This window comes from Nocardioides maradonensis (genome assembly GCF_054777115.1).
In genome coordinates, this window is sequence record NZ_BAAHAZ010000009.1 from 190,838 (window position 1) to 214,729 (window position 23,892).

26 protein-coding genes and 3 tRNA genes are annotated in these 23,892 nt (G+C 69.6%); 5 read left to right on the top strand and 24 right to left on the bottom strand.

Annotated features, from left to right (window positions below):
• Window positions 1-23 precede the first annotated feature (23 nt).
• The 11 genes from ACYVAQ_RS12960 to rplJ form a co-directional block, all read right to left on the bottom strand.
• Window positions 24-1,331, bottom strand: a complete 1,308-nt coding sequence (locus tag ACYVAQ_RS12960) for an MlaD family protein (protein WP_460790129.1) — start codon at window positions 1,329-1,331, stop codon at window positions 24-26.
• Window positions 1,328-2,791, bottom strand: coding sequence for an MCE family protein (locus tag ACYVAQ_RS12965; RefSeq protein ID WP_460790132.1), 1,464 nt, complete (start codon window positions 2,789-2,791; stop codon window positions 1,328-1,330). Before ACYVAQ_RS12965 ends, ACYVAQ_RS12960 begins: the two co-directional genes overlap by 4 nt.
• Complete coding sequence (locus ACYVAQ_RS12970) at window positions 2,791-3,924, bottom strand: MCE family protein (RefSeq protein ID WP_460790134.1); 1,134 nt, start codon at window positions 3,922-3,924, stop codon at window positions 2,791-2,793. Before ACYVAQ_RS12970 ends, ACYVAQ_RS12965 begins: the two co-directional genes overlap by 1 nt.
• Complete coding sequence (locus tag ACYVAQ_RS12975) at window positions 3,921-4,895, bottom strand: MCE family protein (RefSeq protein ID WP_460790136.1); 975 nt, start codon at window positions 4,893-4,895, stop codon at window positions 3,921-3,923. Before ACYVAQ_RS12975 ends, ACYVAQ_RS12970 begins: the two co-directional genes overlap by 4 nt.
• A 13-nt stretch (window positions 4,896-4,908) precedes the next feature.
• Entirely contained in the window at window positions 4,909-5,949 is a 1,041-nt protein-coding gene (locus tag ACYVAQ_RS12980) for an MCE family protein (protein ID WP_460790139.1), read from the bottom strand.
• Window positions 5,949-7,229: an MCE family protein gene (locus tag ACYVAQ_RS12985; RefSeq protein WP_460790140.1), complete on the bottom strand. Its 1,281-nt coding sequence runs from the start codon at window positions 7,227-7,229 to the stop codon at window positions 5,949-5,951. Before ACYVAQ_RS12985 ends, ACYVAQ_RS12980 begins: the two co-directional genes overlap by 1 nt.
• A gap of 7 nt (window positions 7,230-7,236) precedes the next feature.
• The gene (locus ACYVAQ_RS12990; RefSeq protein ID WP_460790142.1) at window positions 7,237-8,064 is read right to left on the bottom strand and encodes an MlaE family ABC transporter permease; all 828 of its coding nucleotides are present in this window, start codon (window positions 8,062-8,064) and stop codon (window positions 7,237-7,239) included.
• Between the two features lie 14 nt (window positions 8,065-8,078).
• Window positions 8,079-8,861 (bottom strand): MlaE family ABC transporter permease, encoded by a 783-nt coding sequence (locus ACYVAQ_RS12995; RefSeq protein ID WP_460790144.1) that lies wholly within the window; start codon window positions 8,859-8,861, stop codon window positions 8,079-8,081.
• A 13-nt stretch (window positions 8,862-8,874) separates the two neighbouring features.
• Entirely contained in the window at window positions 8,875-9,840 is a 966-nt protein-coding gene (locus ACYVAQ_RS13000; protein WP_460790146.1) for an ABC transporter ATP-binding protein, read from the bottom strand.
• 278 nt (window positions 9,841-10,118) lie between these two features.
• Window positions 10,119-10,511, bottom strand: coding sequence for a 50S ribosomal protein L7/L12 (gene rplL / locus ACYVAQ_RS13005; protein ID WP_460790148.1), 393 nt, complete (start codon window positions 10,509-10,511; stop codon window positions 10,119-10,121).
• Between the two features lie 159 nt (window positions 10,512-10,670).
• Window positions 10,671-11,321, bottom strand: coding sequence for a 50S ribosomal protein L10 (gene rplJ, locus ACYVAQ_RS13010; protein ID WP_460790150.1), 651 nt, complete (start codon window positions 11,319-11,321; stop codon window positions 10,671-10,673).
• Between the two features lie 264 nt (window positions 11,322-11,585).
• Between rplJ and ACYVAQ_RS13015 the strand changes: the two genes are divergently transcribed.
• Complete coding sequence (locus tag ACYVAQ_RS13015; protein WP_460790152.1) at window positions 11,586-12,854, top strand: aminotransferase class I/II-fold pyridoxal phosphate-dependent enzyme; 1,269 nt, start codon at window positions 11,586-11,588, stop codon at window positions 12,852-12,854.
• Here the strand turns inward: ACYVAQ_RS13015 and soxR are convergent.
• Complete coding sequence (gene soxR / locus ACYVAQ_RS13020) at window positions 12,844-13,302, bottom strand: redox-sensitive transcriptional activator SoxR (protein ID WP_460790154.1); 459 nt, start codon at window positions 13,300-13,302, stop codon at window positions 12,844-12,846. The two genes, ACYVAQ_RS13015 and soxR, sit on opposite strands and share 11 nt — an antisense overlap.
• Before the next feature lie 87 nt (window positions 13,303-13,389).
• Between soxR and ACYVAQ_RS13025 the strand changes: the two genes are divergently transcribed.
• The gene (locus tag ACYVAQ_RS13025; RefSeq protein WP_460790155.1) at window positions 13,390-14,073 is read left to right on the top strand and encodes an SDR family NAD(P)-dependent oxidoreductase; all 684 of its coding nucleotides are present in this window, start codon (window positions 13,390-13,392) and stop codon (window positions 14,071-14,073) included.
• Complete coding sequence (locus ACYVAQ_RS13030) at window positions 14,070-15,122, top strand: S-adenosylmethionine:tRNA ribosyltransferase-isomerase (RefSeq protein ID WP_460790157.1); 1,053 nt, start codon at window positions 14,070-14,072, stop codon at window positions 15,120-15,122. Before ACYVAQ_RS13025 ends, ACYVAQ_RS13030 begins: the two co-directional genes overlap by 4 nt.
• A 96-nt stretch (window positions 15,123-15,218) precedes the next feature.
• Here the strand turns inward: ACYVAQ_RS13030 and rplA are convergent, their stop codons facing one another.
• The 5 genes from rplA to ACYVAQ_RS13055 all read right to left on the bottom strand — a co-directional run bounded on the left by rplA (window position 15,219) and on the right by ACYVAQ_RS13055 (window position 17,761).
• On the bottom strand, window positions 15,219-15,932 hold the full coding sequence (rplA, locus tag ACYVAQ_RS13035; RefSeq protein WP_460790158.1) for a 50S ribosomal protein L1: 714 nt from the start codon (window positions 15,930-15,932) through the stop codon (window positions 15,219-15,221).
• Window positions 15,933-15,998: 66 nt separating this feature from the next.
• Complete coding sequence (rplK, locus tag ACYVAQ_RS13040) at window positions 15,999-16,427, bottom strand: 50S ribosomal protein L11 (RefSeq protein WP_460790160.1); 429 nt, start codon at window positions 16,425-16,427, stop codon at window positions 15,999-16,001.
• A 93-nt stretch (window positions 16,428-16,520) separates the two neighbouring features.
• Window positions 16,521-17,366 (bottom strand): transcription termination/antitermination protein NusG, encoded by an 846-nt coding sequence (gene nusG / locus ACYVAQ_RS13045; RefSeq protein ID WP_460790163.1) that lies wholly within the window; start codon window positions 17,364-17,366, stop codon window positions 16,521-16,523.
• Window positions 17,367-17,391: 25 nt separating this feature from the next.
• Window positions 17,392-17,652: a preprotein translocase subunit SecE gene (gene secE / locus ACYVAQ_RS13050; protein ID WP_460790165.1), complete on the bottom strand. Its 261-nt coding sequence runs from the start codon at window positions 17,650-17,652 to the stop codon at window positions 17,392-17,394.
• Between the two features lie 36 nt (window positions 17,653-17,688).
• Window positions 17,689-17,761, bottom strand: a tRNA-Trp gene (locus tag ACYVAQ_RS13055).
• A gap of 144 nt (window positions 17,762-17,905) precedes the next feature.
• Between ACYVAQ_RS13055 and ACYVAQ_RS13060 the strand changes: the two genes are divergently transcribed.
• Entirely contained in the window at window positions 17,906-18,943 is a 1,038-nt protein-coding gene (locus tag ACYVAQ_RS13060; protein ID WP_460790167.1) for an adenosine deaminase, read from the top strand.
• Here the strand turns inward: ACYVAQ_RS13060 and ACYVAQ_RS13065 are convergent.
• Both ACYVAQ_RS13065 and ACYVAQ_RS13070 read right to left on the bottom strand, forming a co-directional pair.
• Entirely contained in the window at window positions 18,927-19,265 is a 339-nt protein-coding gene (locus ACYVAQ_RS13065; protein WP_460790169.1) for a DUF4873 domain-containing protein, read from the bottom strand. The two genes, ACYVAQ_RS13060 and ACYVAQ_RS13065, sit on opposite strands and share 17 nt — an antisense overlap.
• Window positions 19,262-20,182, bottom strand: coding sequence for an AurF N-oxygenase family protein (locus ACYVAQ_RS13070; RefSeq protein WP_460790171.1), 921 nt, complete (start codon window positions 20,180-20,182; stop codon window positions 19,262-19,264). The genes ACYVAQ_RS13065 and ACYVAQ_RS13070 overlap by 4 nt, the downstream gene beginning before the upstream one ends.
• Before the next feature lie 84 nt (window positions 20,183-20,266).
• On the opposite strand from ACYVAQ_RS13070, the gene ACYVAQ_RS13075 reads away from it, so the two are divergent.
• Window positions 20,267-20,890 (top strand): TetR/AcrR family transcriptional regulator, encoded by a 624-nt coding sequence (locus ACYVAQ_RS13075; protein ID WP_460790173.1) that lies wholly within the window; start codon window positions 20,267-20,269, stop codon window positions 20,888-20,890.
• Here ACYVAQ_RS13075 and ACYVAQ_RS13080 read toward each other — a convergent pair.
• The 5 genes from ACYVAQ_RS13080 to ACYVAQ_RS13100 all read right to left on the bottom strand — a co-directional run bounded on the left by ACYVAQ_RS13080 (window position 20,868) and on the right by ACYVAQ_RS13100 (window position 23,881).
• Window positions 20,868-21,932, bottom strand: coding sequence for a UDP-N-acetylmuramate dehydrogenase (locus tag ACYVAQ_RS13080; protein ID WP_460790174.1), 1,065 nt, complete (start codon window positions 21,930-21,932; stop codon window positions 20,868-20,870). The genes ACYVAQ_RS13075 and ACYVAQ_RS13080 overlap by 23 nt on opposite strands.
• 69 nt (window positions 21,933-22,001) lie before the next feature.
• Window positions 22,002-22,172, bottom strand: coding sequence for a 50S ribosomal protein L33 (gene rpmG, locus ACYVAQ_RS13085; RefSeq protein ID WP_121804265.1), 171 nt, complete (start codon window positions 22,170-22,172; stop codon window positions 22,002-22,004).
• A gap of 38 nt (window positions 22,173-22,210) precedes the next feature.
• Window positions 22,211-22,284, bottom strand: a tRNA-Met gene (locus tag ACYVAQ_RS13090).
• Window positions 22,285-22,338: 54 nt separating this feature from the next.
• Window positions 22,339-22,410 (bottom strand) — tRNA-Thr (locus tag ACYVAQ_RS13095).
• A gap of 73 nt (window positions 22,411-22,483) precedes the next feature.
• Window positions 22,484-23,881, bottom strand: a complete 1,398-nt coding sequence (locus tag ACYVAQ_RS13100) for an amidase (protein ID WP_460790176.1) — start codon at window positions 23,879-23,881, stop codon at window positions 22,484-22,486.
• Window positions 23,882-23,892: the final 11 nt, after the last annotated feature.

Consider the following 23,892-nt stretch of genomic DNA (forward strand, 5'->3'; position numbering starts at 1 on the left):
ACTCCAGCGCAGGGTCGGCGACGCTACTGCCGAGCGAGCAGCGGTTGGAGGTACAGCCACGTCCACGAGTCCCTTCCGAGCGACCGGGGCGCCACGCTACCGGTGTCGCTCAAACCGGTCGTCGGGGCACCCCAGGTCAGCGTGCCCGTCTTCTGGTCGAACGACGCGACGGTCCTGCTGTCCAGGCGGGAGTAGTCCGGAGCGACCCGGCGGAGGTTCTGCTCACCGCGCACGTTGCCGTCGGTGATCGGCTCGGCGCAGTGCGCCTGGGTGTCCATCGGCCAGTTCTCGCCGTTGGAGGGGCTGCGGTGCCGGGTGCCCTCGTAGCCGGTGTGGCACAGCTTGTAGCCGCCCAGCGGCTTCTCGTTGGCCAGCACGAGGCCGAAGTGGGCGTCGTACTTGTTGATGCCGGCGGTCTTGCCGACCACGACGTACCCGGCGCCGACGGCGTACGGGTAGACGACCAGCGCGAGCTTGAGGCCCGGCAGGTTCTGGACCACGATCCGACCGGTCACCACGACGGTGTTGAGCAGCGACGCCAGGTGGACCTGGTTCTGCTCGAGGAAGGTGCGCAGCTGCGAGGCCGCGAACGACCCCTTGTCGATCACCTTGCGCAGCGCCGGGTCGTCGCCGGCGAGCGTGGTGGAGAACGCGGACAGCCCACGGGCGAAGTCGCGCAGCGCGGAGTCCGAGGCCACCTGGGTGTTGAGCACCGTGTTGCTGTCGCGGATGAGGGCGCGCGTGACGTCGAAGTTGTCGTTGGCCGTCTTGATGAACGACGTGCCGGTGTCGATGATCCGCTGCAGGTCCTGACCGGTGCCGTCGAAGGCCTTGCCGAGCTCGCGGACCGTCGTCCTCAGCGAGCTCTTGTGCACGCTGCCGACGGTCGTCACGATGTCGGACAGCAGCTTCTGGGTGGCGATCGGGACCTCGGTGCGGTCGATCTGCGAGCCATTGGTCAGGTAGGGCCCGCTGTCGGTGGCCGGCTCCAGCTCGACGTACTGCTCACCGACGGCCGAGCGGTTGCCCACCACCGCGACCAGGCGATCGGCGGGGATCTTGTTCCACTTCTTGTCGATGTCGAGCTTCACGTCGACGCCGTCGCGGGTCAGCACCATGTCGCTGACCTTGCCGATGGACACGCCGCGGTAGGTGACCTCCGCGCCGGTGAAGATGCCGCCCGAGGAGTCGCCGTAGTGGGCGGTGACCGTGTAGGACTCGTCGAGGACGAGCCGGTCGAGCTTCGCGTAGCGGGCACCGACGTAGCTCACGCCGAGCAGCGTGATGATCGTGAAGATGAGCAGCTGGACCTTGGTGCGTCTGGTGATCATCGGCTCGCCCCCGTCGCGGTCAGCGGCGCCGTCATCAGCTGGAGCATGCCGACGTCGTAGGAGTGCGTGAAGGTGTTCCAGCGCGCCTCGTCACGTCTCTGCTGTGCCGTCATCGGCGCGGGCCTGGCGAGCCCGAGGCTGTGCAGGAGCTGCTGCACCGAGTTGGTGCCCGACCCGGATCCGCTCCCGCCCGAGCCCGCCTTGGCGAGCCCGTTGCACAGCAGCGGCAGCTTCAGGCCGCCGTCCTGGCACAGGTTCTTGATCAGGGCCTGCGGCAGCTGGGCACACGCGTTGGGGTTCGACAGCTTGCACTGGCTGAGCGTCTGCTGGACGCCGGCACAGAGGTTCTTCAGGTTGAGCAGCTGGTCGAGCGTCGCGTTCGACGGCAGCCCGCTGAGGGGGATGCACACCAGGTCGGGCAGCGACAGGTTGTTCAGGTCGAGGTCGAGGTTGATCGACAGGTTGACGTAGTCACCCATGTGCAGGTTGCGCGCGACCTGCGGGTCACGGCCCACCGACTCGTCGATGAACGGGTAGGTGAGGAACGTGCTGAAGGAGTTGACGAAGTCCTTGCCGGCCGCCGACACCTGGGTCAGGACCGGGTCCAGCATCCGCAGGGAGTCGATAGTCGAGGCCTTCGTGGCCTTGATGACACGGACGCCGACGTTGCCGAGCCGGGCGAGGCCCTGCAGCATCTTGCGCAGGTCGGCGCGCTGGCGGTTGAGCGAGTCGACCGCCGAGGGCAGCTTGGCCAGCGCCTGGTCGATGCTGCCCATGTTGTGCCGCGCCTCGACGGCGAGCCGGTTGACCGAGGAGATCGCCGCGACGATCTGCTGCTTGCGGCCGTCGAGCTGGGTCATCAGCTGGGCGACCTGGGTCAGCACCGAGCGCGCGGAGTCCTCGCGGCCGGACAGGGCCTTGTTCAGCTCGGAGGTGATGATCTTGAGCCGGCCGATGCCACCGCCGTTCAGCACCAGGCTGAGCGCGCCGAGCACCTCCTCGACCTCGGGGTTCTTGCCCGTGCGCGTGACCGGGATGTTCGCGCCGTTGGCGAGGTGCCCGGTGTCGCCGACGGGCGGCGCGTCCAGGGACACGAACTTCTCGCCCAGCAGGCTGGTCTGGCGGATGTTCGCGGTCGCGTTCGCCGGCAGGTCGGTGTCGTTGCGGATGTCCATCGTCACCCGGGCGACGTACCCGTCGAACGGGGCGCTGGCCCCGGCCTGGCTCGGCAGGGGGACGCGCTCGATCTTGGTCACCTTGCCGACGGTCACGTCGTTGACCTTGACGGCCGACTGCGGGACGAGGTCGAGGACGTCGCGGAAGTCGGCGGTCACCGTCAACGGGTTGTTGCCGACGTCGGCACCGCCGGGCAGCGGCAGGGAGTAGACGTCGAAGCCACATCCACCCAGCATCAGCACGGCCGCGAGCAGCGCGACCGCGGCACGGAACCGGCGCGTCATCACTTCACCACCAGGCCGTTGAGGGTCGGGTCGTAGGGCTGGTGGGACCAGGAGCCCTGCCCGAAGGGCTGGACGCGGCCCAGGTGCAGGCCCTTGATGGTGTTGCACAGGCTCCCCTTGGGGTCCTGCGCGGAGACCAGGGCACACAGGTAGTCGGTCGGGTGCTGGGTGAGCTCGTTGACGATGTTGCCGACGTTGCCGTTGGTGTCCAGGGTCCCGGCCTGCGGGTTGTAGGTGTGGTACAGGTTCGTGAGGGCGAGCGGGGCGGCCTTCACGATCTCGCTCAGCTGGCTGCGCCGCTTCACCAGGATCTTGGTGACCTGGTCCAGGCCGGCGATGTTCTTGCCGAGCAACCGGCGGTTGTCCTTCACGAAGTGACCGACCGCGTCCAGGGCCGTGCCGAGGTTGTTGAGCGCGGCGCTCAGGTCCGTGCGCTCCCCCGCCAGCATCGTGGACAGCTTGCCGAGGTTGGTGTTGAAGCTGCGGACCGTGCCGTCGTTCTTGGCGAGCGTGTTGATGAACGACTCGAGCTTGGTCGCCGAGTGGAACAGCTCGTCCTTGTTGTCGTCCAGCGTGGCGCTGAGCTTGCCGAAGTCCTGGATCGTCTGGTGGAACTGCGCACCCTGGCCACCGAAGTTGCGGGCGGTCTGGTCGAGCAGGTCGGTCAGCGCGCCGGTCTTGTTCGCGCCGTTCGGTCCGAGCGCCACGGTCAGCTTGTCGATGCTGCCGTAGATCTGGTCGAGCTCGAGCGGCACTGCGGTGTTGCTCTCCTGGATGATCGTGTTGTCGGCCATGACCGGTCCGGCCTTGTACGCCGGCATCAGCTGCACGTAGCGGTCGCCGACGACCGCAGGCGACACGATCACGGCCTGCGCGGAGGCCGGGATCTGCACGTCCTTGTCGTAGTGCATGACGACCTTGACCTGGGTGCCGTCGGGCACGATCTGGTCGACCTTGCCAATGGCGACGCCGAGCACGCGCACGTCGCTGCCCTCGTAGAGCGACACGGCCCGCGGGAAGTAGGCGGTCACTGTCTTGTCACCGCTGCCGCTGCCGAACAGGTACACGGCGCCGGCGATCACCAGTGCGCCGATGATCGCGAGCGGCAGCCAGCGCTGGATCTTCGCGCTCATGACACACCACCCTTCCCACCGAGCAGCGGCGGCAGGTTGTAGATGTAGGTGTCGAACCACGGCCCGTTGCCGAGCGTGCTGGCGAACACCCGGTAGAACGGCGCCATCAACCGCACCGAGTTGTCGATGTTGTCCTCGTTCTTGGTCAGGATGTCCACGACGTTCGCGAGGTGCGACAGCGCCGGGCGCAGGTCGGCCTTGGTGTCCCGCACGAGGCCGGTGAGCTGCGTGCTCAACGTGACCGTCGCCGTCAGCAGGTTGTGGATGGCCTGCTTGCGCAGCAGGACCGCCTTGAACAGGCTCGAGGACGCCGACATCAGCGACACGATGTCCTGGTCGCGGGCGTCGAGGACCGTGGAGACCCGGTCCAGGCTCTTGAGGAGCGTGTTGACCTGGGCGTCGCGCGACGCGACGACCTGCGAGAGCGCCGAGACGCCCTTGAGCGCGCGGCGGAACGACGCCGGGGTGCTACGGGTCAGGTCGGCCAGCGTCGTCAGCGAGCGCGCGAGCTGACCGGTGTCGATGTTGCCGGCCTTGCGGGCCAGGCCGGTGAAGGCGTCGACCACGTTGTACGGCGAGCTGGTGCGGTCGACCGGGATGGTGGAGCCGTCGGACAGCTCGCCGCTCCCCTCGGGCACGAGCGAGAGGTACATCGACCCCAGGATCGTCTTGACCTGGATCGCGGCCTGGGTCGCCTGGCCGAGGGTCGCGTCGGTCTTGATCTTGAACCCGACGTGCACCTTGTCGCCCTCGAGCTTGACCGAGTCCACCTTGCCGACACGGACGCCGGCGATGCGGACCTCGTCGTTCACCTTGAGGCCGCCGGCCTCGGTGAAGTCGGCGTAGTAGGTGGTCCCGCCTCCGATCAGCGGCAGGTCCTGGGCGCGCAGCGCGGCCGTCAGCAGCAGCGCCAGCGCGACGATGCTGAGCGCCCCGATGATGACCGGGTTGCGTTCGCGGAAGGGCTTCATCGTCGTTCCCGCCTCATCCCAGGTTGCATCGGTCGGCGCCGATGTTGACGGACGGTTGGGCGAGGACCTGCTTCCCGATGCGGACGGTCGCCACGAAGTGGCACAGGTAGAAGTTGAACCACGAGCCGTACGTCGCCGTGCGGCCGATCTTGTTCAGCTTGATCGGGAGCACCTGGAGAGCACGGTCCAGCTCCTGCTTGCCGTTGTCGAGGTTGGTCGCCACGGAGCGCAGCTGCTTGATGTCGGCCACGAACGGAGGACGCAGCCCCTGCACCAGGCTCGCGGTCTGGACCGACAGCGCCGAGATGCTGTTGAGCGAGCCGAGGATCGGGCCGCGGTCGTGGTCCAGGCCCGTCACCAGACGCTTGAAGCTGACGATCAGGCGGCCGAGCTGGTGGTCGCGCGAGGCGACGTGGTTGAGCACGAAGGACAGGTTGTCGAGCAGCTGCCCGATGACCTTGTCGCGGTCGGCGAGGGTCTGGGTCACCGAGGCCGTGCTGGCCAGCAGGTTGTTGAGCGTGCCGCCCTCACCTTGGAAGACCTGGATGATCTCGTAGGAGAGCTTGTTGATGTCGTCGGGCGACAGCGCGGCGAACAGCGGCTTGAAGCCGTTGAAGAGCACCGTCAGGTTCAGGGCCGGCTTCGTCCGGGTGATCGGAAGCGTGCCTCCCGAGGGCAGGACGGTGTCCGAGGTGCCCTGCTGGTACAGCGAGATGTAGCGCTGGCCGAGGAGGTTGCGGTACTTGATCTGGGCGTGCGTGGCGTCGTCGAGGCGGACGTCGCTGTCGACGCTGAACGTCACCTCGGCTCGGTTGTCCTTGGTGATGGAGATGTCCTTCACGGTGCCGACGCGGACACCTGCGATCCGGATGTCGTCACCCTTGTTGACGCCGGCGGCGTCGCTGAAGATCGCCTCGTACTTGTGGGTGCTCCGGAACGACAGGTTGCCGATCGTGATCACGAGCAGGCTGGTCGCCAGGCCGGTGGTGAGCACGAAGCAGAGCAGCCGGACCAGGTCCTGCGAGGTCCTCTTGTCGAGTCCTGCGCGGGGCATCAGGAAGCACCTCCCACCGCGAGCGGGCCGGCCTGGAGCACGGACAACGGGTCGGCGGCGTCGGCGCCGTACCGCTGCTGCAGGAGCTGGCGGAGCACGTCGACGTCACCCGGCGTCCCGCGGTAGCCGAGACCGCTCGACCCGAACGACGGCGCCGGACGCTGGACGTTGCCCTTGCCGCTCTGGCCACGGCGGACACCGTCGTCGATGAACGGCAGGCTCGGGTACGGGTGCTCCTGGCTGTAGGGGAGGTTCGGCAGGCCGTGGCAGTTCGGGCCGGCGGCGGCGCCGAAGTGCGGCCGGTCCGCCGGGGAGTACGGGTTGGGCTGGTGCGGCAGCGTCTCGAGCACGATGTGCAGCTCGAAGCCACGGAACGCCTCGGCGAGCCGGCCCTGGACGTGGACGAGCGCGTGCGACATGCAGGGGATCTCCACGGCGTACCGGGCGGCGACCTTGAGGATCTTGGTGCTCAGGACGCCGGCCTCACGCAGGTTCGCCTCGTTGCGCGCGAGGAAGACCCGGGCGGTGTCGGAGAACGAGCGGACGTCGCGCAGCGTCTGGGTCAGCGCGGTCTCCTTCTCCTGCAGCGTGCCGGTGGTCTTCACCGTGTTGTCGAGGATGGTCGCGATCTGCGGGAAGATGTCGGCGTAGGTGTTCGACACCTTGGCCGTCTGCGCGAGGTCCTGCAGCAGCTGCGGGATCTGCGGGTTGATCTTCTTCAGGTACGTGTCGACGGTGCTCAGGCTCTGGCCGAGCTGGTTGCCGCGCCCCTCGAGCGCGGTCGAGATCGCCGTCAGGGTGCTGTTGAGGTCGGCCGGCGAGACCGTGCGCAGCAGCGGGTAGAGGTCGTTGAGCACCTGCTCGACCTCGGTGCTGACCGCCGTCTTGGTGATGACCGCACCGGTCTGGATGCTGGTCGCGGCGGGACCCGTCGACGGGATCTCCAGCGAGACGTACTTCTCGCCGAAGAGCGTCTTCGGGACGATCGCGCCGGTGACGTTCGCCGGCACCTCGTGGATCTTGTCCGGGTAGAGCCCCAGGGTGACCTTGGCGCCGTTCTCGCCGTCGGCCTCGGACTTGAGGACCTCGCCGACGATGACGCCGCGGACCTTCACGTCCGCCCGGTTGGGCAGCTGCAGACCGATGGTCGAGGTCTCCAGCGTGACGCGGTCGTAGCTGGAGAACTTCTTGGTGAACGTCGCGTAGGTCAGGTAGACCGAGCCCAGCAGCAGGGCGATGAACACCACGCCGAGCAGACGCGGGGAACGCAGGAAGGCCATGGTCCCGTCACCCTGCCAATCTGACGGTGGTGGACGCGCCCCAGATCGCCATCGACAGCAGCAGGTCGACCACGTTGATGGCGACGATGCTGGTCCGGACGGCACGACCCACCGCCACGCCCACGCCCGCGGGACCACCGCTGGCGGCGTACCCGTGGTAGCAGTGGATCAGGATGACGATGACGGCGAAGACGAGCACCTTGCCGAAGGACCACAGCACGTCGCCGGGTGGCAGGAACTCGTTGAAGTAGTGGCGATAGGTGCCGACGGACTGCCGGTAGTACAGCGTCACGACGAGCTGGCTGGCGACGTACGACGACAGCAGACCGACCACGTAGAGCGGGATGATCGCGATGAGGCCGCCGAACACCCGCGTCGCGACGAGGTACTGCATCGACGGGATCGCCATGACCTCGACCGCGTCGATCTCCTCGGAGATGCGCATGGCGCCGAGCTGGGCGGTGAAGCCGCAGCCGACGGTGGCCGCGAGCGCGATGCCCGCGACGAGCGGCGCGATCTCGCGGGTGTTGAAGTACGCCGACACGAAGCCCGCGAAGGCCGCCGTGCCGAGCTGGTTGAGCGCGGCGTACCCCGACAGTCCGACCTGGGCGCCGGTGAAGAAGGTCATGCCGAGGATGACCCCGACGGTGCCGCCGATGACGGCCAGCGCGCCGGAGCCCAGGGTGACCTCGGCCAGGATGCGCAGCACCTCGCGCGGGAACCGCACGACCGCGCGGGGGACCGCGGCCAGCACCCGCAGGTAGAAGCTCAGCTCGTGTCCGAGCGTGTCGAGACCCTTGAGGGGGCGCTCGTAGATCGCCTTGGCGTTCGCCATCGTCCTGTCCTCCCTCAGCCCGTCTTCGGAGGAATGATCTGGAGGTAGATGGTGCTCAGCACGAAGTTCACGATGAACAGCAGCAGGAAGGTGATGACGACCGACTCGTTGACCGCGTCACCGACACCCTTCGGGCCACCCTTCGCGTCCATGCCCTTGTACGACGCGACGATCGCGGCGATCAGCCCGAACACCAGCGCCTTGACGAGGCCGATCCACACGTCCGGCAGCTGCGCCAGGGCGGTGAAGCTGGCCAGGTAGGCGCCCGGCGTGCCGTCCTGCAGGATCACGTTGAAGACGTAGCCACCGGCGACACCGACGACGCTCACCATGCCGTTGAGGAAGACCGACACGAGCATGCAGGCGAGGACGCGGGGCACGACGAGGCGCTGGATCGGGTCGATGCCGAGCACCATCATCGCGTCCAGCTCCTCGCGGATCTTCCGCGCACCGAGGTCGGCGGCGATGGCCGAGCCGCCGGCGCCGGCGATCAGCAACGCCGTGCCGATGGGCGCGGCCTGCTGGATGACCGCGAGCACCGACGCCGATCCGGTGAAGGACTGGGCGCCGAACTGCTTGATCAGACCGCCGACCTGGAGCGCGATGACCGCGCCGAAGGGGATGGCGACCAGCGCCGTCGGGATGATCGTGACCGAGGCGATGAACCATGCCTGCTGGATGAACTCCCGCAGCTGGAAGGGACGTCGGAACAGCCCTCGCCCCACATCGAGTGCGAAGGCGAAGAGCTTTCCTGCCGTCCCGACCGGCCGGAAGACCCGAGCTGCCGTCAGGGACATTGGGGGCGTCCTGTCAGTGCGACTGCTGGGATCCGCTGGCGTGCTCGGCTTCCTTGGTGAACGAGCCCGGCGGTGGCGTCACGCCGTGCTCGCGGCACCAAGCGCCCGGCTCACGCTGCGAACGGCGCGGGATGCCGTTGGACGGCTCGAGCTGGAGCGGGATCGGCGGCAGCGGAGGGAGGTTCATGTCCTTCTCCGCGGCCAGCTGGTCGGCGTCCTTCTCCTCCGACATACCGATCGGCCCGACGGTCTGCGCGTTGAGGAACTGGCGCACCACAGGCTCGTCGGAGGACAGCAGCATCTCGCGCGGACCGTACATGGCCAGGTGCTTGTGGTAGAGCAGGCCGATCTGGTCGGGCACGATGCGCACCGAGTGGATGTCGTGCGTGACGATCAGGAACGTGGCGTCGATCTGCGCGTTCAGGTCGATGAAGAGCTGGTTGATGAACGAGGTGCGGACCGGGTCGAGACCGGAGTCCGGCTCGTCGATCAGCAGGATCTCGGGGTCGAGGACCAGCGCGCGAGCGAGGCCGGCCCGCTTGCGCATACCGCCGGAGATCTCACCGGGGAGCTTGTCCTCGGCGCCGAGCAGACCGACGAGGTCCATCTTCTCCATGACGATGTCACGGATCTCGGACTCGCCCTTGCGGGTGTGCTCGCGCAGCGGGAAGGCGACGTTGTCGTAGAGGTTCATGGAGCCGAACATGGCGCCGTCCTGGAACAGGACGCCGAACAGCTTGCGGACCTCGTAGAGCTCCTTCTCGGAGCAGGAGGCGATGTCGGTGCCCTCGATGACGATGGAGCCCTCGTCGGGCTTGACCAGGCCGATGAGCGCCTTGAGGAAGACCGACTTACCGGTACCGGACGGGCCCAGCATCACCGAGATCTCGCCAGCGGGGAGGGTCAGCGTGACACCCTTCCAGATCAGCTGCTTGCCGAACTGCTTGGTCAGGTTGGTCACTGCGACGTCGACGCCCATTTGAACCTCTCTCCAAAACGTGGTTGGCCTGCCGGAGCCATGGCGGCCCGGGGCTCGCGCCCCGCACTGTGGCCTGGGCCACGTCGTACTGGTGAGTACAACGGGAGCCCGTCGGGCAGGTTACGCGCAAACCGTGGCCCCCGTCACGCTTTGCCGCGTTCCGAGACACATTCGTTGCAGGGTTCGTGCTGGTGCACGGCCCGCCCCCTCGGACGTGTCAAAAATGCACGATCGGGCTCCCCCGTGAAGGGAGCCCGATCGCGAGGTGAATCAGTAGGTCACTTGAGGGTGACGCTGGCGCCGGCGGCCTCGAGGGTCTCCTTGGCCTTGTCGGCGGTCTCCTTGTTGACCTTCTCCAGGACAACCTTCGGAGCACCCTCGACGAGGTCCTTGGCCTCCTTCAGGCCGAGGGAGGTCAGGGCGCGCACCTCCTTGATGACGTTGATCTTCTTGTCACCAGCGGACTCGAGGACGACGTCGAACTCGTCCTGCGCGGCGGCCTCGTCGGCACCGCCCGCGGCACCGCCGGCGGCGGGGGCAGCGGCAACGGCAACCGGAGCAGCGGCGGTCACGCCGAAGGTCTCCTCGAACTGCTTCACGAACTCGGACAGCTCGATCAGCGTCATCTCCTTGAACGCGTCGAGCAGCTCGTCAGTGCTGAGCTTCGCCATGGTGGCGTCTCCTTCTTGTTTCTTTGGCAGCGTCCCTTCCGGGGCGCCGCCGGGTTTCAGGTGGTGTGGTACGTCGGCCTGACGGATGCCGACTTCGTCGGCCACCCTCAATCGCCTCGGCACACGAGCAAGCTCGTCTGCGCTCGGCTCAATCGGGTCTCAGGCGTCGGCGGACTCGGCCTCGGGCGCCTCGGCGGGGGCGGCCTCGTCGGCAGCCTCCTCCGCGACGACCTCAGCGGCCGGGGTCTCCTCGGCAGCGGCCGGAGCACCGGCACCACCTGCGAGGATCGAGGGGTCCTCCTGCGCCTTGGCCTGCAGGGCGCCGGCGAGCCGGGCAGCCTGCGAGAGCGGGGCGTTGAGGAGGTAGACGGCCTGGGAGAGCGAGGCCAGCATCGCGCCGGCCAGCTTGCCCAGGAGCACCTCGCGCGACTCGAGATCGGCCAGCTTGGCGATCTCGGCCGGGTCGAGGAGGTTGCCGTCCAGAACGCCGCCCTTGATGACGAGGGCGGGGTGGGCCTTGGCAAAGTCACGCAGGCCCTTGGCGGCCTCGACGACATCGCCCTTGATGAAGGCGATGGCGGTCGGGCCGGTGAGGAGCTCGTCGAAGCCCTCGATGCCCGCCTCAGAAGCGGCGAGCTTGGCCAGCGTGTTCTTGACCACGGCGTAGTTGGCGTTCGCACCGAGGGAGCGACGCAGCGTCTGCAGCTCCTTGACGGTGAGACCGCGGTACTCGGTCAGCACAGCGCCTGCGGACCCACTGAACTCGCCAGTGATCTCCGCGACGGCGGCCTGCTTGTCTGCCCGCGCCATGGGTCTCCTTCCGGATCGGGTGAGACCACGTGTCTGCCCGGCTCCGAAATGACGATCGCCCCGGGCACAGGCTCCGGGGCGAGAACACGGGCGACGGGCTGCGTCGCGCGGCACTGCTTCGAATCCTGCGCGGGTCGCCCTCTCGGGACCTTCGATCACCCCTGCCGGAGCAGGACTGACGACCAGCGGTCTCTGGTTTCAGGGAGCAAGACTACGGGCGCCCGGGCGACGTACCAAATCGTGGGTGCTGGCACGATGGACCCTGTGACGACGCTGACCCAGGCCTCCCCCGAAGACCTCGCCGAGCGGCTCGCCGCCGCTCGTGCCGACTACGCCTCGCTGCAGGCCACGGGCCTGAAGCTGGACCTCACCCGTGGCAAGCCGGGCGTCGACCAGCTCGACCTCTCCGACGGCCTGCTCGCGCTGCCGTCGACGACGAAGGACCGGGCCGGTGTGGACGTGCGCAACTACGGCGGCCTCGAGGGCCTGCCCGAGATGCGCGAGATCTTCGCCGACCTGCTCTCGGTCAGCCCCGAGCAGGTCGTCGCGGGCGGCAACTCGAGCCTGTCGATGATGTACCAGGTCGTCAGCTGGCTGCTGCTCAAGGGCGGCCCCGACTCGCCCCGTCCGTGGAAGGACGAGCCGGTCGTGAAGTTCATCTGCCCCGTGCCGGGCTACGACCGTCATTTCACGATGCTCGCCGAGCTGGGCATCGAGATGGTGACGGTGCCGATGCACGAGGACGGCCCCGACGTCCCGGCGGTCCGCGCGCTCGTGGCCGACCCGGCGGTGAAGGGCATGTGGCTGGTGCCGACGTACGCCAACCCCACGGGATCGGTGTGCTCCACCGAGGTGGCGGCAGAGCTGATGGCGATGGACACCGCGGCCCCGGACTTCCGGATCCTCTGGGACAACGCGTACGCCGTCCACCACCTCACCGAGGTGGAGGTCAAGAGCGCCGACGCGCTCGGCCTGGCGTCCGTATCGGGGCACCCGAACCGCCCGATCATGTTCGCCTCGACCTCGAAGATCACCTACGCCGGCGCCGGCGTCGCGTGCCTGGCGGCCTCCGCAGAGAACGTCGCCTGGTACCTCCAGCGCCTCGGCTTCGCGGCGATCGGCCCGGACAAGGTCAACCAGCTGCGCCACGTGGAGTTCTTCGGCGACGCCGACGGCGTACGCGCCCACATGCGCAAGCACCGCGACCTGATCGCCCCGAAGTTCGAGGCCGTGCAGAAGGCGCTGACCTCGCGCCTCGACGGTCTCGGCATCGCGACCTGGAGCCGGCCGATCGGCGGCTACTTCGTCGACCTCAACGTCCTCGACGGCACGGCCGCGCGCACCGTCCAGCTCGCCAAGGAGGCCGGCATCGCCCTCACGCCGGCCGGGTCGGCGTTCCCTCACGGCAACGACCCCGACGACCGCAACATCCGGCTCGCCCCGACCTTCCCGTCCCTGGCCGACGTGGAGACCGCGATGGCCGGGGTGGCGGTGTGCGTCGAGCTCGCCGCGCTGGAGCACCTCACCGCCTGAGCACGGGCGGCAGGTACGCCGCCCCCGCCTGCTCGTCGCGCACGCCGGCGATGTCGCCGGGGTTCGCGATGCCGCAGTGCTTGAGCGACAGGCACCCGCAGCCGATGCAGGAGTCGAGGCCGTCGCGAAGCCGCTGCAGCGCGCGCATCTGCTCGTCGAGGCGGGCTCGCCAGTGGTCGGAGATCCGTGCCCAGTCGGCCTTGGTCGGGGTGCGGTTCTCCGGGAGCCGGGCCAGCTCTGCGCGGGTCTCCTCCAGGGTGAGCCCGATGTTGCCCGCCGCACGGATGAACGCCAGTCGGCGCAGCACGGCCCGCTCGTACTGCCGGCGCCCGCCGGGCGTCCGTGTCGCCGAGATGAGCCCCCGCTCCTCGTAGAAGCGCAGCGCCGAGGGTGCGTAGCCGCTGCGCTGGCTGACCTGGGTCACCGTCATCCGGTCGTGCCGATCCATGACGCTCCTCGAGAGTGGTCCCTTGAACTCAAGTTAACTTGAACTTCAACACTGACAGGGAACTCATCTTCGATCAAGGAGGAAGCCATGTCAGTGGCTCTTGTGACCGGCGGTTCGGCCGGTCTCGGCCGGGCGCTCGTCGCCGGCCTGGTCCAGCAGGGCTGGACCGTCATCACCGACGGACGGGACGCGGACCGGCTCGCGGCCGCGAGCGGACCCGGCGTCGTCGCCATCCCGGGCGACATCACCGACGCCGACCACCGCGCACGTCTCGTCGCCGAGGCCCGAGGGGCCGGGCGGCTCGACCTGCTCGTGCACAACGCGAGCACGCTCGGCCCCACCCCGCTCCCCCGGCTGGAGCGGATCACCGCCGACGACCTCCAACGCACGATGCGCACCAACGTCGGCGCACCGCTGATCCTCACCGGCGAGCTGCTGCCGCTCCTCGTCGCGAGCGACGCGGTCCTGGTCGGCATCACCTCCGACGCAGCCGCCGAGCACTACGACGGCTGGGGCATGTACGGCGCGTCGAAGGCGGCCCTCGAGCACGTCGTCCTGCAGTACGCCGCCGAGAACCCCGCCCTCACCGGCTACGCGATCGACCCCGGGGACCTCCGGACGGCGATGCACCAGGCGGCGTTCCCCGGCGAGGACATCTCGGACCGGCCGTTGCCCGAGACGGTCGTCCCGCGGCTGCTCGCGCTGCTCGAGGCGCGCCCGCCGTCCGGCCGCTACCGAGCGGCCGACCTGCCCGAGCCGGTGACGACGTGAGTCGCCTCGCCGAGGCCCCGGGCGTGACCTTCGCCGAGCGACCGGACGCGACCGCCACGGCTCCGCCCGAGCTCCGTGGCCGGTCCCGCGACGACGTACGGCTGCTCGTGGCGCGGCCGGACCGGGTCGAGCACACCCGCTTCGCCCACCTGGCCGAGCAGCTCGACCCCGGCGACCTGCTCGTGGTCAACGACAGCGCGACCGTGCCGGGACAGGTCGACGCCGAGCTCGCCGGCCGCGGGCCGGTGGTGCTGCACGTCGCGACCCGGCTGGACGACGGAACCCGGGTGGTCGAGCTGCGGACCTCCCCGAGCGCCGACCGAGCGGTGCTCGACGCCACCCCGGGCGCCACGGTCCGGGCCGACGACGTGACGATCACCCTGCTGGCGCCGTACCCGTCGGCGTCCTCGCCGACCGGAGCGGGCAACCGCCTGTGGCGGGCCAGCGTGGTCGGCGACCTCTCCCGCCTGCTCGCCGCTCACGGCCGGCCGATCGCCTACGGATACCTCGACCGGCGGTACCCCCTGGCGGCGTACCAGAGCATCTTCTCGCTCGTCCCGGGCAGCGCCGAGATGCCGTCGGCGGCGCGACCGTTCACCCACGCCCTCGCCGACCGGGTACGCCGACGCGGCGTGGCCATCGCAGCGATCACGCTGCACACCGGGGTCAGCTCCCAGGAGGCCGGCGAGGCGCCGCAGGACGAGTGGTTCGCCGTACCGGCAGCCACCGCGGCACTGGCCAACGCCGCGCTGCGCCGTGGGGGCCGGATCGTCGCGGTCGGCACGTCGGTGACCCGGGCACTGGAGTCGGCGGAGGTCGACGGTCGGGTCGTCGCCGCGAGCGGCTGGACCCACCGGGTGATCACCCCGGGCGACCCGCCGCACGTCGTCCGCGGCCTGGTCACCGGCTGGCACGACCCGGGCGCCTCCCACCTGCTGCTCGTCGAGGCGGTCGCCGGCACCGCGCTGGCGCAGCGGGCGTACGACGCCGCCGTGGCCGAGGGCTACCTGTGGCACGAGTTCGGCGACAGCGCCCTGCTCCTCCCCTGAGCTGCCGAAACCCGGGTTTGTAACGTCCGAGACCCGCCTCTGTCGCTGCGACAGAGGCGGGTCTCGGACGTTACAAACCCGGGTTTCGGCGGAGGATCAGGCCTCGTCCTCGACCGCGACGTTCTTGACGCGGTTGGGGTCGACCTGGACACCGGGGCCCATGGTCGTGGAGACGGTGACCTTCTTCAGGTAGCGGCCCTTGGAGCTGGCCGGCTTGAGACGCAGCACCTCCTCGAGGGCAGCGGCGTAGTTCTCGGCGAGCGCCTGCTCGGAGAAGGACGCCTTGCCGATGATGAAGTGCAGGTTCGCGTGCCGGTCGACCCGGAACTCGATCTTGCCGCCCTTGATGTCGGTCACGGCCTTGGCCGGGTCCGGGGTGACGGTGCCGGTCTTCGGGTTCGGCATGAGGCCGCGCGGGCCGAGGACGCGGGCGACCTTGCCGACCTTGCCCATCAGGTCCGGGGTCGCGACGACGGCGTCGAAGTCGAGCCAGCCGCCGGCGATCTTGTCGATAAGCTCGTCGCCACCGACGTAGTCGGCGCCGGCCTCACGGGCGGCCTCGGCCTTGTCGGCGTTGGCCAGCACGAGGACGCGGACGGTCTTGCCCGTGCCGTGCGGCAGGGAGACGGTGCCACGGACCATCTGGTCGGCCTTGCGCGGGTCGACACCCAGGCGCATGGACACGTCGACGGTCTCGTCGAACTTCTTCTTGGACGCGGCCTTGGCGATCTTGATCGCGGCCAGCGGGGCGAAGAGCTCGTTCTTGTCGAACGTCTCGGCCGCCGCGCGGTAGGTCTTGCTGCGCTGCATGATGTGTTCCTTCAAGTAGGTGAGGAGATGTGGTCAGCGGGCCAGCGCGGCCCTTCCACAGGGGTTTCAGTCGGTGGTGACGCCCATCGAGCGCGCGGTGCCCTCGATGATGAGCATCGCTGCGTCGATGTCGTTGGCGTTGAGGTCCGGGAGCTTCGTGGTGGCGATCTCGCGGATCTGGTCCTTGGTCAGCTTGCCGACCTTGTCCTTGTGCGGAACCGACGAACCCTTGGACAGACCGGCGGCCTTCTTGATCATCTCGGCGGCCGGCGGCGTCTTCGTGATGAAGTCGAAGGAACGGTCCTCGTAGATGGTGATCTCGACGGGGATCACGTTGCCACGCATGGCCTCGGTCTGCGCGTTGTACGCCTTGCAGAAGTCCATGATGTTGACACCGTGCGGACCGAGGGCGGTACCGACCGGCGGAGCGGGGGTGGCCGAGCCGGCCTGCAGCTGCACCTTGACCAGCGCGGCGATCTTCTTCTTGGGAGGCATTCCCTTGTTCTCTCTTTCTGTCTCGTGGTCATGACGAGGCGTACGACGTACGTCTCTGCCACCTGCTGGACCGCGTCACGCGGCCCGTTCAGCTCAGACCTTCTGAACCTGGCTGAAGCTCAGCTCGACCGGGGTCTCCCGGCCGAAGATCTCGACCAGCGCCTTGACCCGCTGGGCCTCGGCGTTGATCTCGGTGATGGTCGCGTGGAGCGTCGCGAACGGGCCGTCGACGACCATGACGGAGTCGCCGACACCGAAGTCCGCGACCTCGATCGGCTTCTTGGCGGTCGGCGCCGCGGGGCCACCGGTGGAGGCGGCAGCGGCGGCCTCGGCCTCGGCGGCAGCAGCGGTCACGACGGCCGGGGCGAGCATGTTCTCGACCTCGGTCATGCTCAGCGGGACCGGCTGGTGGCTGTGGCCGACGAAGCCGGTCACCGACGGGGTGTGCCGCACGGCGGCCCAGGACTCGTCGGTGAGGTCCATGCGGACCAGCACGTAGCCGGGGAGAACGGTGCGCTTGACCATCTTGCGCTGGCCGTTCTTGATCTCCGCGACCTCCTCGGTGGGGACCACGATCTCGTGGATGTAGTCCTCCATGTTGAGGGAGTGGATGCGGTTCTCGAGGTTCTGCTTCACCCGGTTCTCCATGCCGGAGTAGGTGTGCACGACGAACCACTCGCCCGGTTTGGCCCACAGCTCGCGGCGGAACGCCTCGAGCGGGTCCTCGGCAGCAGCGTCGTCCGTGGCGTCCTCGACGTCCTCGACAGCGGCGATCTCGTCGGACTCCTCGACGTCGACGGTCTCGTCGACCTCGACGGTCTGCTCGCCCTCGTCGGCGGCCTCGGTGTCGAGGTCCGCGACGTCGTCCGCGATCTCGACGGCGTCGACCTGGTCGGCCGCCTCGTCGATTCCGGACGCCGAGTCGTACTGCTCCGACACGTGTTGCTCCATCAGGTTGCGGGGATTACGGGTTGTTGCTCTTCGAGCCGCCGAAGACCTCGAACGCCACCTTGCCCAGACCGAGGTCGAGCAGCGAGACGAGCGCGATCATGAACAGCACGAACGCCATGACGACGAAGAAGTAGGTGACCAGCTGGTCGCGCGTCGGCCAGACGACCTTGCGCAGCTCGGCAACGATCTGCCGGTAGAAGGTCACCGGGCCGGTGCGCTTGTCGGCCGGCTTGCTGCCCGACCGGTCACCGCGGACTACGGGGGCGTCCGACACGCTCCTTCACCCTTCCTTCTCATCGTCGTTCATTCGCAGGGCACGAGGGACTTGAACCCCCAACCTTCGGTTTTGGAGACCGATGCTCTGCCAGTTGAGCTAGTGCCCTCCGAGACTGACCCCGGTGGAGCTGCACCCGATCGAGGGCGCGACTCACCATGTGGGGAAAGCCACCGGAGCGAGTCTACGCATAGCGGGCAACGCCGACCAATCGGAGGCTCGTCGTGGGGGACGCCCCTAGGATGGCGCGACCATGGTGAGCGCGACGACGGGCAGGGATCTGCGACTGCTGCCGAAGGCGCACCTGCACCTGCACTTCACCGGCTCGATGCGACACGCCACGCTGCTCGAGCTCGCCGAGCGCGACGGCATCAACCTGCCCGACCAGCTGGTCAGCCAGTGGCCGCCACAGCTCTCGGCCGCGGACGAGAAGGGCTGGTTCCGGTTCCAGCGCCTGTACGACGTGGCGCGCTCGGTCGTCCGCACCGAGGACGACGTGCGCCGGCTGCTGCGCGAGGCCGCCGAGGACGACGTACGCGACGGTGGCCGGTGGCTGGAGATCCAGGTCGACCCCAGCGGGTACGCCGCACGCTTCGGCGGCATCACCGCGTTCACCGACCTGGCCATCGACGCGGCCGCCGAGGCCACCGCCCTGACCGGGCTGCCGGTCGCGATCGTGATCGCGGCGAACCGCACCCGGCACCCGCTCGACGCCCGCACGCTCGCCCGCCTCGCCGCGCAGTACGCCGGTCGGGGCGTGGTCGGCTTCGGCCTGTCCAACGACGAGCGCCGGGGCGACACCGCGGCGTTCGCGCCGGCGTTCGCGATCGCCGAGCGGGCCGGATTGCTCCTGGCCCCGCACGGGGGCGAGCTGTGCGGCCCCGACCACATCCGCACCTGTCTCGACGCGCTGCACGCCGACCGGCTGGGGCACGGGGTCCGCTCGGCCGAGGATCCGCGCCTGCTCGACCGGATCGTCGAGCGCGGCGTCGCGCTCGAGGTCTGCCCGACCTCGAACGTGGCACTCGGGGTCTACTCGGACCTCACCTCGGTGCCGCTGCCGACGCTGCTCGCGGCCGGCGCGACCGTGGCGCTGGGCGCCGACGACCCGCTGCTGTTCGGCTCGCGGCTCGCGGGCCAGTACGCCACCATGCGTGCCGCGCACGAGCTGCCCGACGAGACCCTCGCCGAGCTCGGCCGGATGTCGCTGCGGGCCAGCCGCGCGCCGTCCGACGTACGGGACGCGGCGCTGGCGGACGTGGACGCCTGGCTCGCTACCGCGCCGGGCTGATCTCGTCGTACGGCGGAGCGCCGACGCCGGTCACGGCGACGTTCCCCCACGGGTCGTGCTCGGCGAGCCGGACCGCCGCCGAGAGCGACCCGATCCGCAGCTCGCCGCTCGTGGCGCCGCCGGTCTTGAGCGCGTCGACGGCCGGCGCGGCCTGGATCCGGCCGTACCAGTGCGTGCGGCCGTCGAGCGGCTCGAAGTGGTCCGCCAGGTCGACGTCGACCTCCAGCGCGGTCTCTCCCACGACGAGCAGCGCCGGGCCGCGGTACCCCTCGTCCTCGGCCGGCGGGACGAAAGGCTCCCGGCGGGCCTTGGGGCGGCTCACCGGAGGTACCCGGCGCGGCGCCACATCCGGCGGGCGAACCGACCCATCAGGCCGTTCTCCTCGAGGAACTCCGCGAGCGAGGCGAAGCCGTCGACCTTGATGTCGGCGAAGTGCGGGTTGGCCCGCGCCTCGCGCACCGCCCGCTCGACGTCGAGGCCGGCGCGACGGTAGATCGTGGGGTTGGTGAACGCGACGCCGAAGAACAGGGCGGCGAGGCCGTGGGCGTTGCCGACCAGGAACCGCTCGCGCCGACCCATCTGCACACGCTCGTGCACGACGCCCTCCCGGGCGAACCGGATGTGCCGGGCCTCCTCGGTCACGTGGATGCGCATCACCTGCGAGATGTAGGGCTGCAGCTCGGGGTCGTTCATCCACTTGCGCTGCCAGGCGTCGAACATCTCCTCGCCGACGAGGGCACCGACCCAGAGCATCGCACCACCGAGGAGGAACGGCAGCCGGGCCGCGACCACGCGCTCCCAGCGACGCAGGTTGTACATCCGCGCGCCCGAGTGGGCGATCGCCTTGCCGAACATCGTCATGTGCCGGCACTCGTCGCCCATCTCGGTGAGTGCGTAGTGGGCGAAGGGCGAGGTGTGGTCCTCGCTGAGCAGCCGGTGCAGGATCCCGCGGTTGAGCACGTTCTCGAACCACAGGCCGACCGAGAGGATGTTGGCCATCTCCTGTCGAGACAACTCGATCCGCTGCGCCTCGCTGAGCTCCTCCCAGTACGCCGTGCCGTAGAGGCTGATCAGCTGCGGCGGCAGGAAGTACTTGTCGGGGTCGAGCGGCGCGGCCCAGTCGATGGCGACCTCGGGTCGGTAGGAGCGGCGTACCGAACCGCTGTTGAGCCGCTCCGCGACCACGTCGGGGTCGAGGGCGGCGCGGGTGGTGCGGGGCGTTGCTCGGGTGGCGGACATCGGTTCCCTCTCCGGCAGGTTGTTGACGAAGTCTTGCATTTCGTAAACAACTCTTCAAGGACCTCCGCTGGCTACGATGCGGGCATGGCGAGCACCCCGGCACCGCTCCGCCCGGGCCCGGCCGGGCCGGACCGCGCCGCCGAGCTGCGCGACCGGATCCTCGACGCTGCCGTGGCGTGCATCCTCAAGGAGGGCCTGAACGCCCGGCTGCACGCGCTCATCGCCCAGCGCGCCGGCGTGTCCCGCCCCACGGTCTACAAGTACGTCGGCGACCAGGACGCCGTGCTCGCCGGGCTGGTCGACCGCGAGATCGACCGCTTCTTCGCCGTGGTGCTGCCCCTGCTGCGGGTGGGCGAGGACGTGGTGCCCGACCTGATCGACGGGATCACCCTGATCGTCGACTACGCCCACCGCCACGAGCTGCTGCAGATCGCCCTGCGCGACCATCCCGAGATCGTCCTGCCCGCGCTGACGACCCGATCGGGACCCGTGCTGGAGCGCTGCCAGGCGCTCTTCGCGCGGCCGCTGGCCCAGGCCCTCGCGCTCGCGGACGAGGAGGACGCCCGGATCGTCACGGAGTGGCTGTTCCGGGTGATCGTCTCGCTGATCACCACGCCCGGCTCGGTCGGTCAGGCATCCGAGGACGTGCGGGCCCACGTGACCCGGCTGCTCACGGTGATCGGGGTCAGAGAGCGCAACCGAGCATGACCGGCTCGTTGACGAGCTCGATGCCGTAGGCCTTCTCCACCCCGGCCCGGACCTCCCGGGCGAGGTCGAGCAGGTCGGCCGTCGTGGCGTCTCCGCGGTTGGTGAGGGCCAGGGTGTGCTTGGTCGACAGCGAGACGCGGTCGTTGCCGTGGCCCTTGGCAAAGCCGGCGTGCTCGATCAGCCAGGCCGCGCTGGTCTTCACGGTCCCGTCGCCCTGGGGGTACGCCGGTGCGCCCTCCGGGACGCGCTCGGGCTCGACCACGGGGTTGGTGAAGAACGAGCCGGCGCTCCAGGTGTCGTGGTCGGCCGGATCGAGGACCATCCCCTTGCCAGCGCGCAGCGCGAGCACGGCCTCCCGGACCTCGGCCACGCCGGCCCGCTGCCCGACCTCGACGCCCAGGGCGCGGGCCAGCTCGGCGTACGCGATGGGGGCGGAGGTGTCGCCCACGGGCAGCTGGAAGGTGACGTCGAGGACGACGTGGCGACCGCCGGAGTCGTCGGCGGGGTCGTAACGGTCGGCCTTGAAGCGCGAGGTGCGGTAGGCGAAGCCGCAGTCGGCCGCGGCGAAGGTGCGGACGCCGTGCAGCTTGCGGTCCCAGACCCGTACCCGGGCGATCGTCTGTGCGACCTCCTGGCCGTAGGCGCCGACGTTCTGGATCGGCGTCGCGCCGACGGTGCCAGGGATGCCCGAGAGGGCCTCGACGCCCACCCAGCCGCTCTCGACGGCGCGTGCGACGAACGCGTCCCAGGACTCGCCGGCGGCCACCGTCACGAGCACTCCCCCGCAGACCGAGGTGCGGGTGCGGTCGGTGGTGTCGGAGTCACTCGCGATCCCCGTGGTCGCGACCTCGACGACGGTCCCGGCGAAGCCCTCGTCGGCCACCACGAGGTTGCTCCCGCCGCCCAGCACCAGCACCGGCTCGCCGGCCCGGTCGGCCTCGTCCACGGCCGCGACCAGCTCCTGCTCGGTGGTCGCGCGCACCCAGCGGCGGGCGGGGCCGCCCAGGCGGAGGGTGGTGTGGTCGGCCAGCCTGTCGGTCATGTGCAGAGCCTAGGGAACGCGAAAGGCCCGATCCCCGAGGGACCAGGCCTTCCGAGAAGACGAATCAGATCAACGCGTCTCGCGGTGCGCGGTGTGCTTGCGGCACCGCGGGCAGAACTTCGCCAACTCCAACCGGTCGGGGTCGTTGCGGCGGTTCTTCTTGGTGATGTAGTTCCGCTCCTTGCAGTCCACGCACGCGAGCGTGATCTTGGGGCGAACGTCGCTGCTCTTGCTGGCCACTGGAAGTCCTCGGTTCTTGGTTTGCTTCTGAATCGCGGTAGCGGGATGGGGGATCGAACCCCAGACCTCACGATTATGAGTCGTGCGCTCTAACCGTCTGAGCTACCCCGCCACATGAGGAGGGCGCCGACCGCGCCTCGCGACACGGGTTGGCGCCCTATCTCCGAGCCCCCTGTCCGGATTGAACGGACGACCCCTTCCTTACCATGGAAGTGCTCTACCACTGAGCTAAGGGGGCAACGCCGGGAAACACTACAGCCGCCGAACCTCGGCGCAAAATCCGCGGTCCCACCTGGGGATTCAGGCCGTGTTCACGCCGTGATCCGGGCGAACGGGCGGGCCGCCTCGAGCTCGTAGGCGAGCTCCACCAGGGTGGCCTCCTGGCCGGCCGCGGCGCCGAACATCATGCCCTGGGGCAGGCCCGTCGAGGTGGTGGCGAGGGGCAGCGAGATCGCCGGCGCACCCGTGCCGTTCTGGAGCGGCGTGAAGGCCACCCACTGCAGCAGGCGCTCCATGATGACCTCGTAGTCCTGGGTCGGGTCCAGCCAGCCGACGAGCGGTGTGGACATCGCGAGCGTGGGGGTGAGCGCCACGTCGTACTTCTGGTGGAAGAGGTCGGACTGGGCGGCCGTCCGCTTCAGCCGACCGATCGCCCCGGGCAGCCGATGCAGGTTGCGGCGGGCGTGGCGGTCCAGGCCGCGGGTCAGGTTGTCGAGCCGCGAGGGGTCGAAGCTGCGCCCGTGCATCAGCCGGCCGCCCCGGACCATGGCGGTGGCCAGGAAGGCCCAGTAGAGGAGGAAGTCGTCGGCGTACGACGCGGCGACGGGCGGGTCGACCTCCTCGACCTCGTGACCGAGGCTCTCCAGCAGTCGGCCGACGTCCTGGGTGAGGGCCGTGACCTCGGGGTCGGCGGAGTGACCCAGCCCGGTCGTGTTGAGGGCGATCCGGAGCCGCTTGCGGCCCGGCCGGGTCAGGTCGCCGATCGGGGCCAGCGCGACGTTGCGGTAGACGCGCTCGGCCTCGCGCAGGAAGGCAGCGGTGTCCCGCACGCTGCGGGTCACGACGCCGTCCTGGACGATCCGGACCGGCATGTCGCGCATCGTCCTGTCCTGGGCGAAGCGGTTCCGGGTGGGTTTGAGCCCGACCAGCCCGTTGACCGAGGCCGGGATCCGGATCGAGCCGCCGCCGTCGTTGGCGTGGGCGATCGGGACCGCCCCGGCGGCCACCAGCGCGGCCGACCCGGAGCTCGACGCGCCGGCGGTGTGGTCGGTGTGCCACGGCGTACGCACGGGGCCGAGGCGGGGGTGCTCGGCCGACGCGGAGAAGCCGAACTCCGAGAGCCGGCTCTTCGCGATCGGGACCAGGCCGGTGGCCAGGTACATCTTCGCCCAGTCGCCGTCGACCTTGGCCGGCCTGGGCGTCCACGCGTCCGTGCCCTGCAGGGTCGGGACGCCGGCGAGGTCGACGTTGTCCTTCACCAGGGTGGGTACGCCGGCGAAGTAGCCCGGCCGCGGGTCGCGGGCCTCCGCGCGGGCGCGGTCGTAGAGCGAGCACGCCACGGGGTTGAGCGCACCCGCGACCTTCTCCACCCGGCTGATGGCGGCCTCGACGACCTCACCGACACCGACCTCGTGCCGGTGCAGTGCCTCCACCAGCCCCACCGCGTCGAGGTCGCCCAGCGCGTCGTCTCCGAAAGCGTGCACTCGCATGGTGCGAGGGT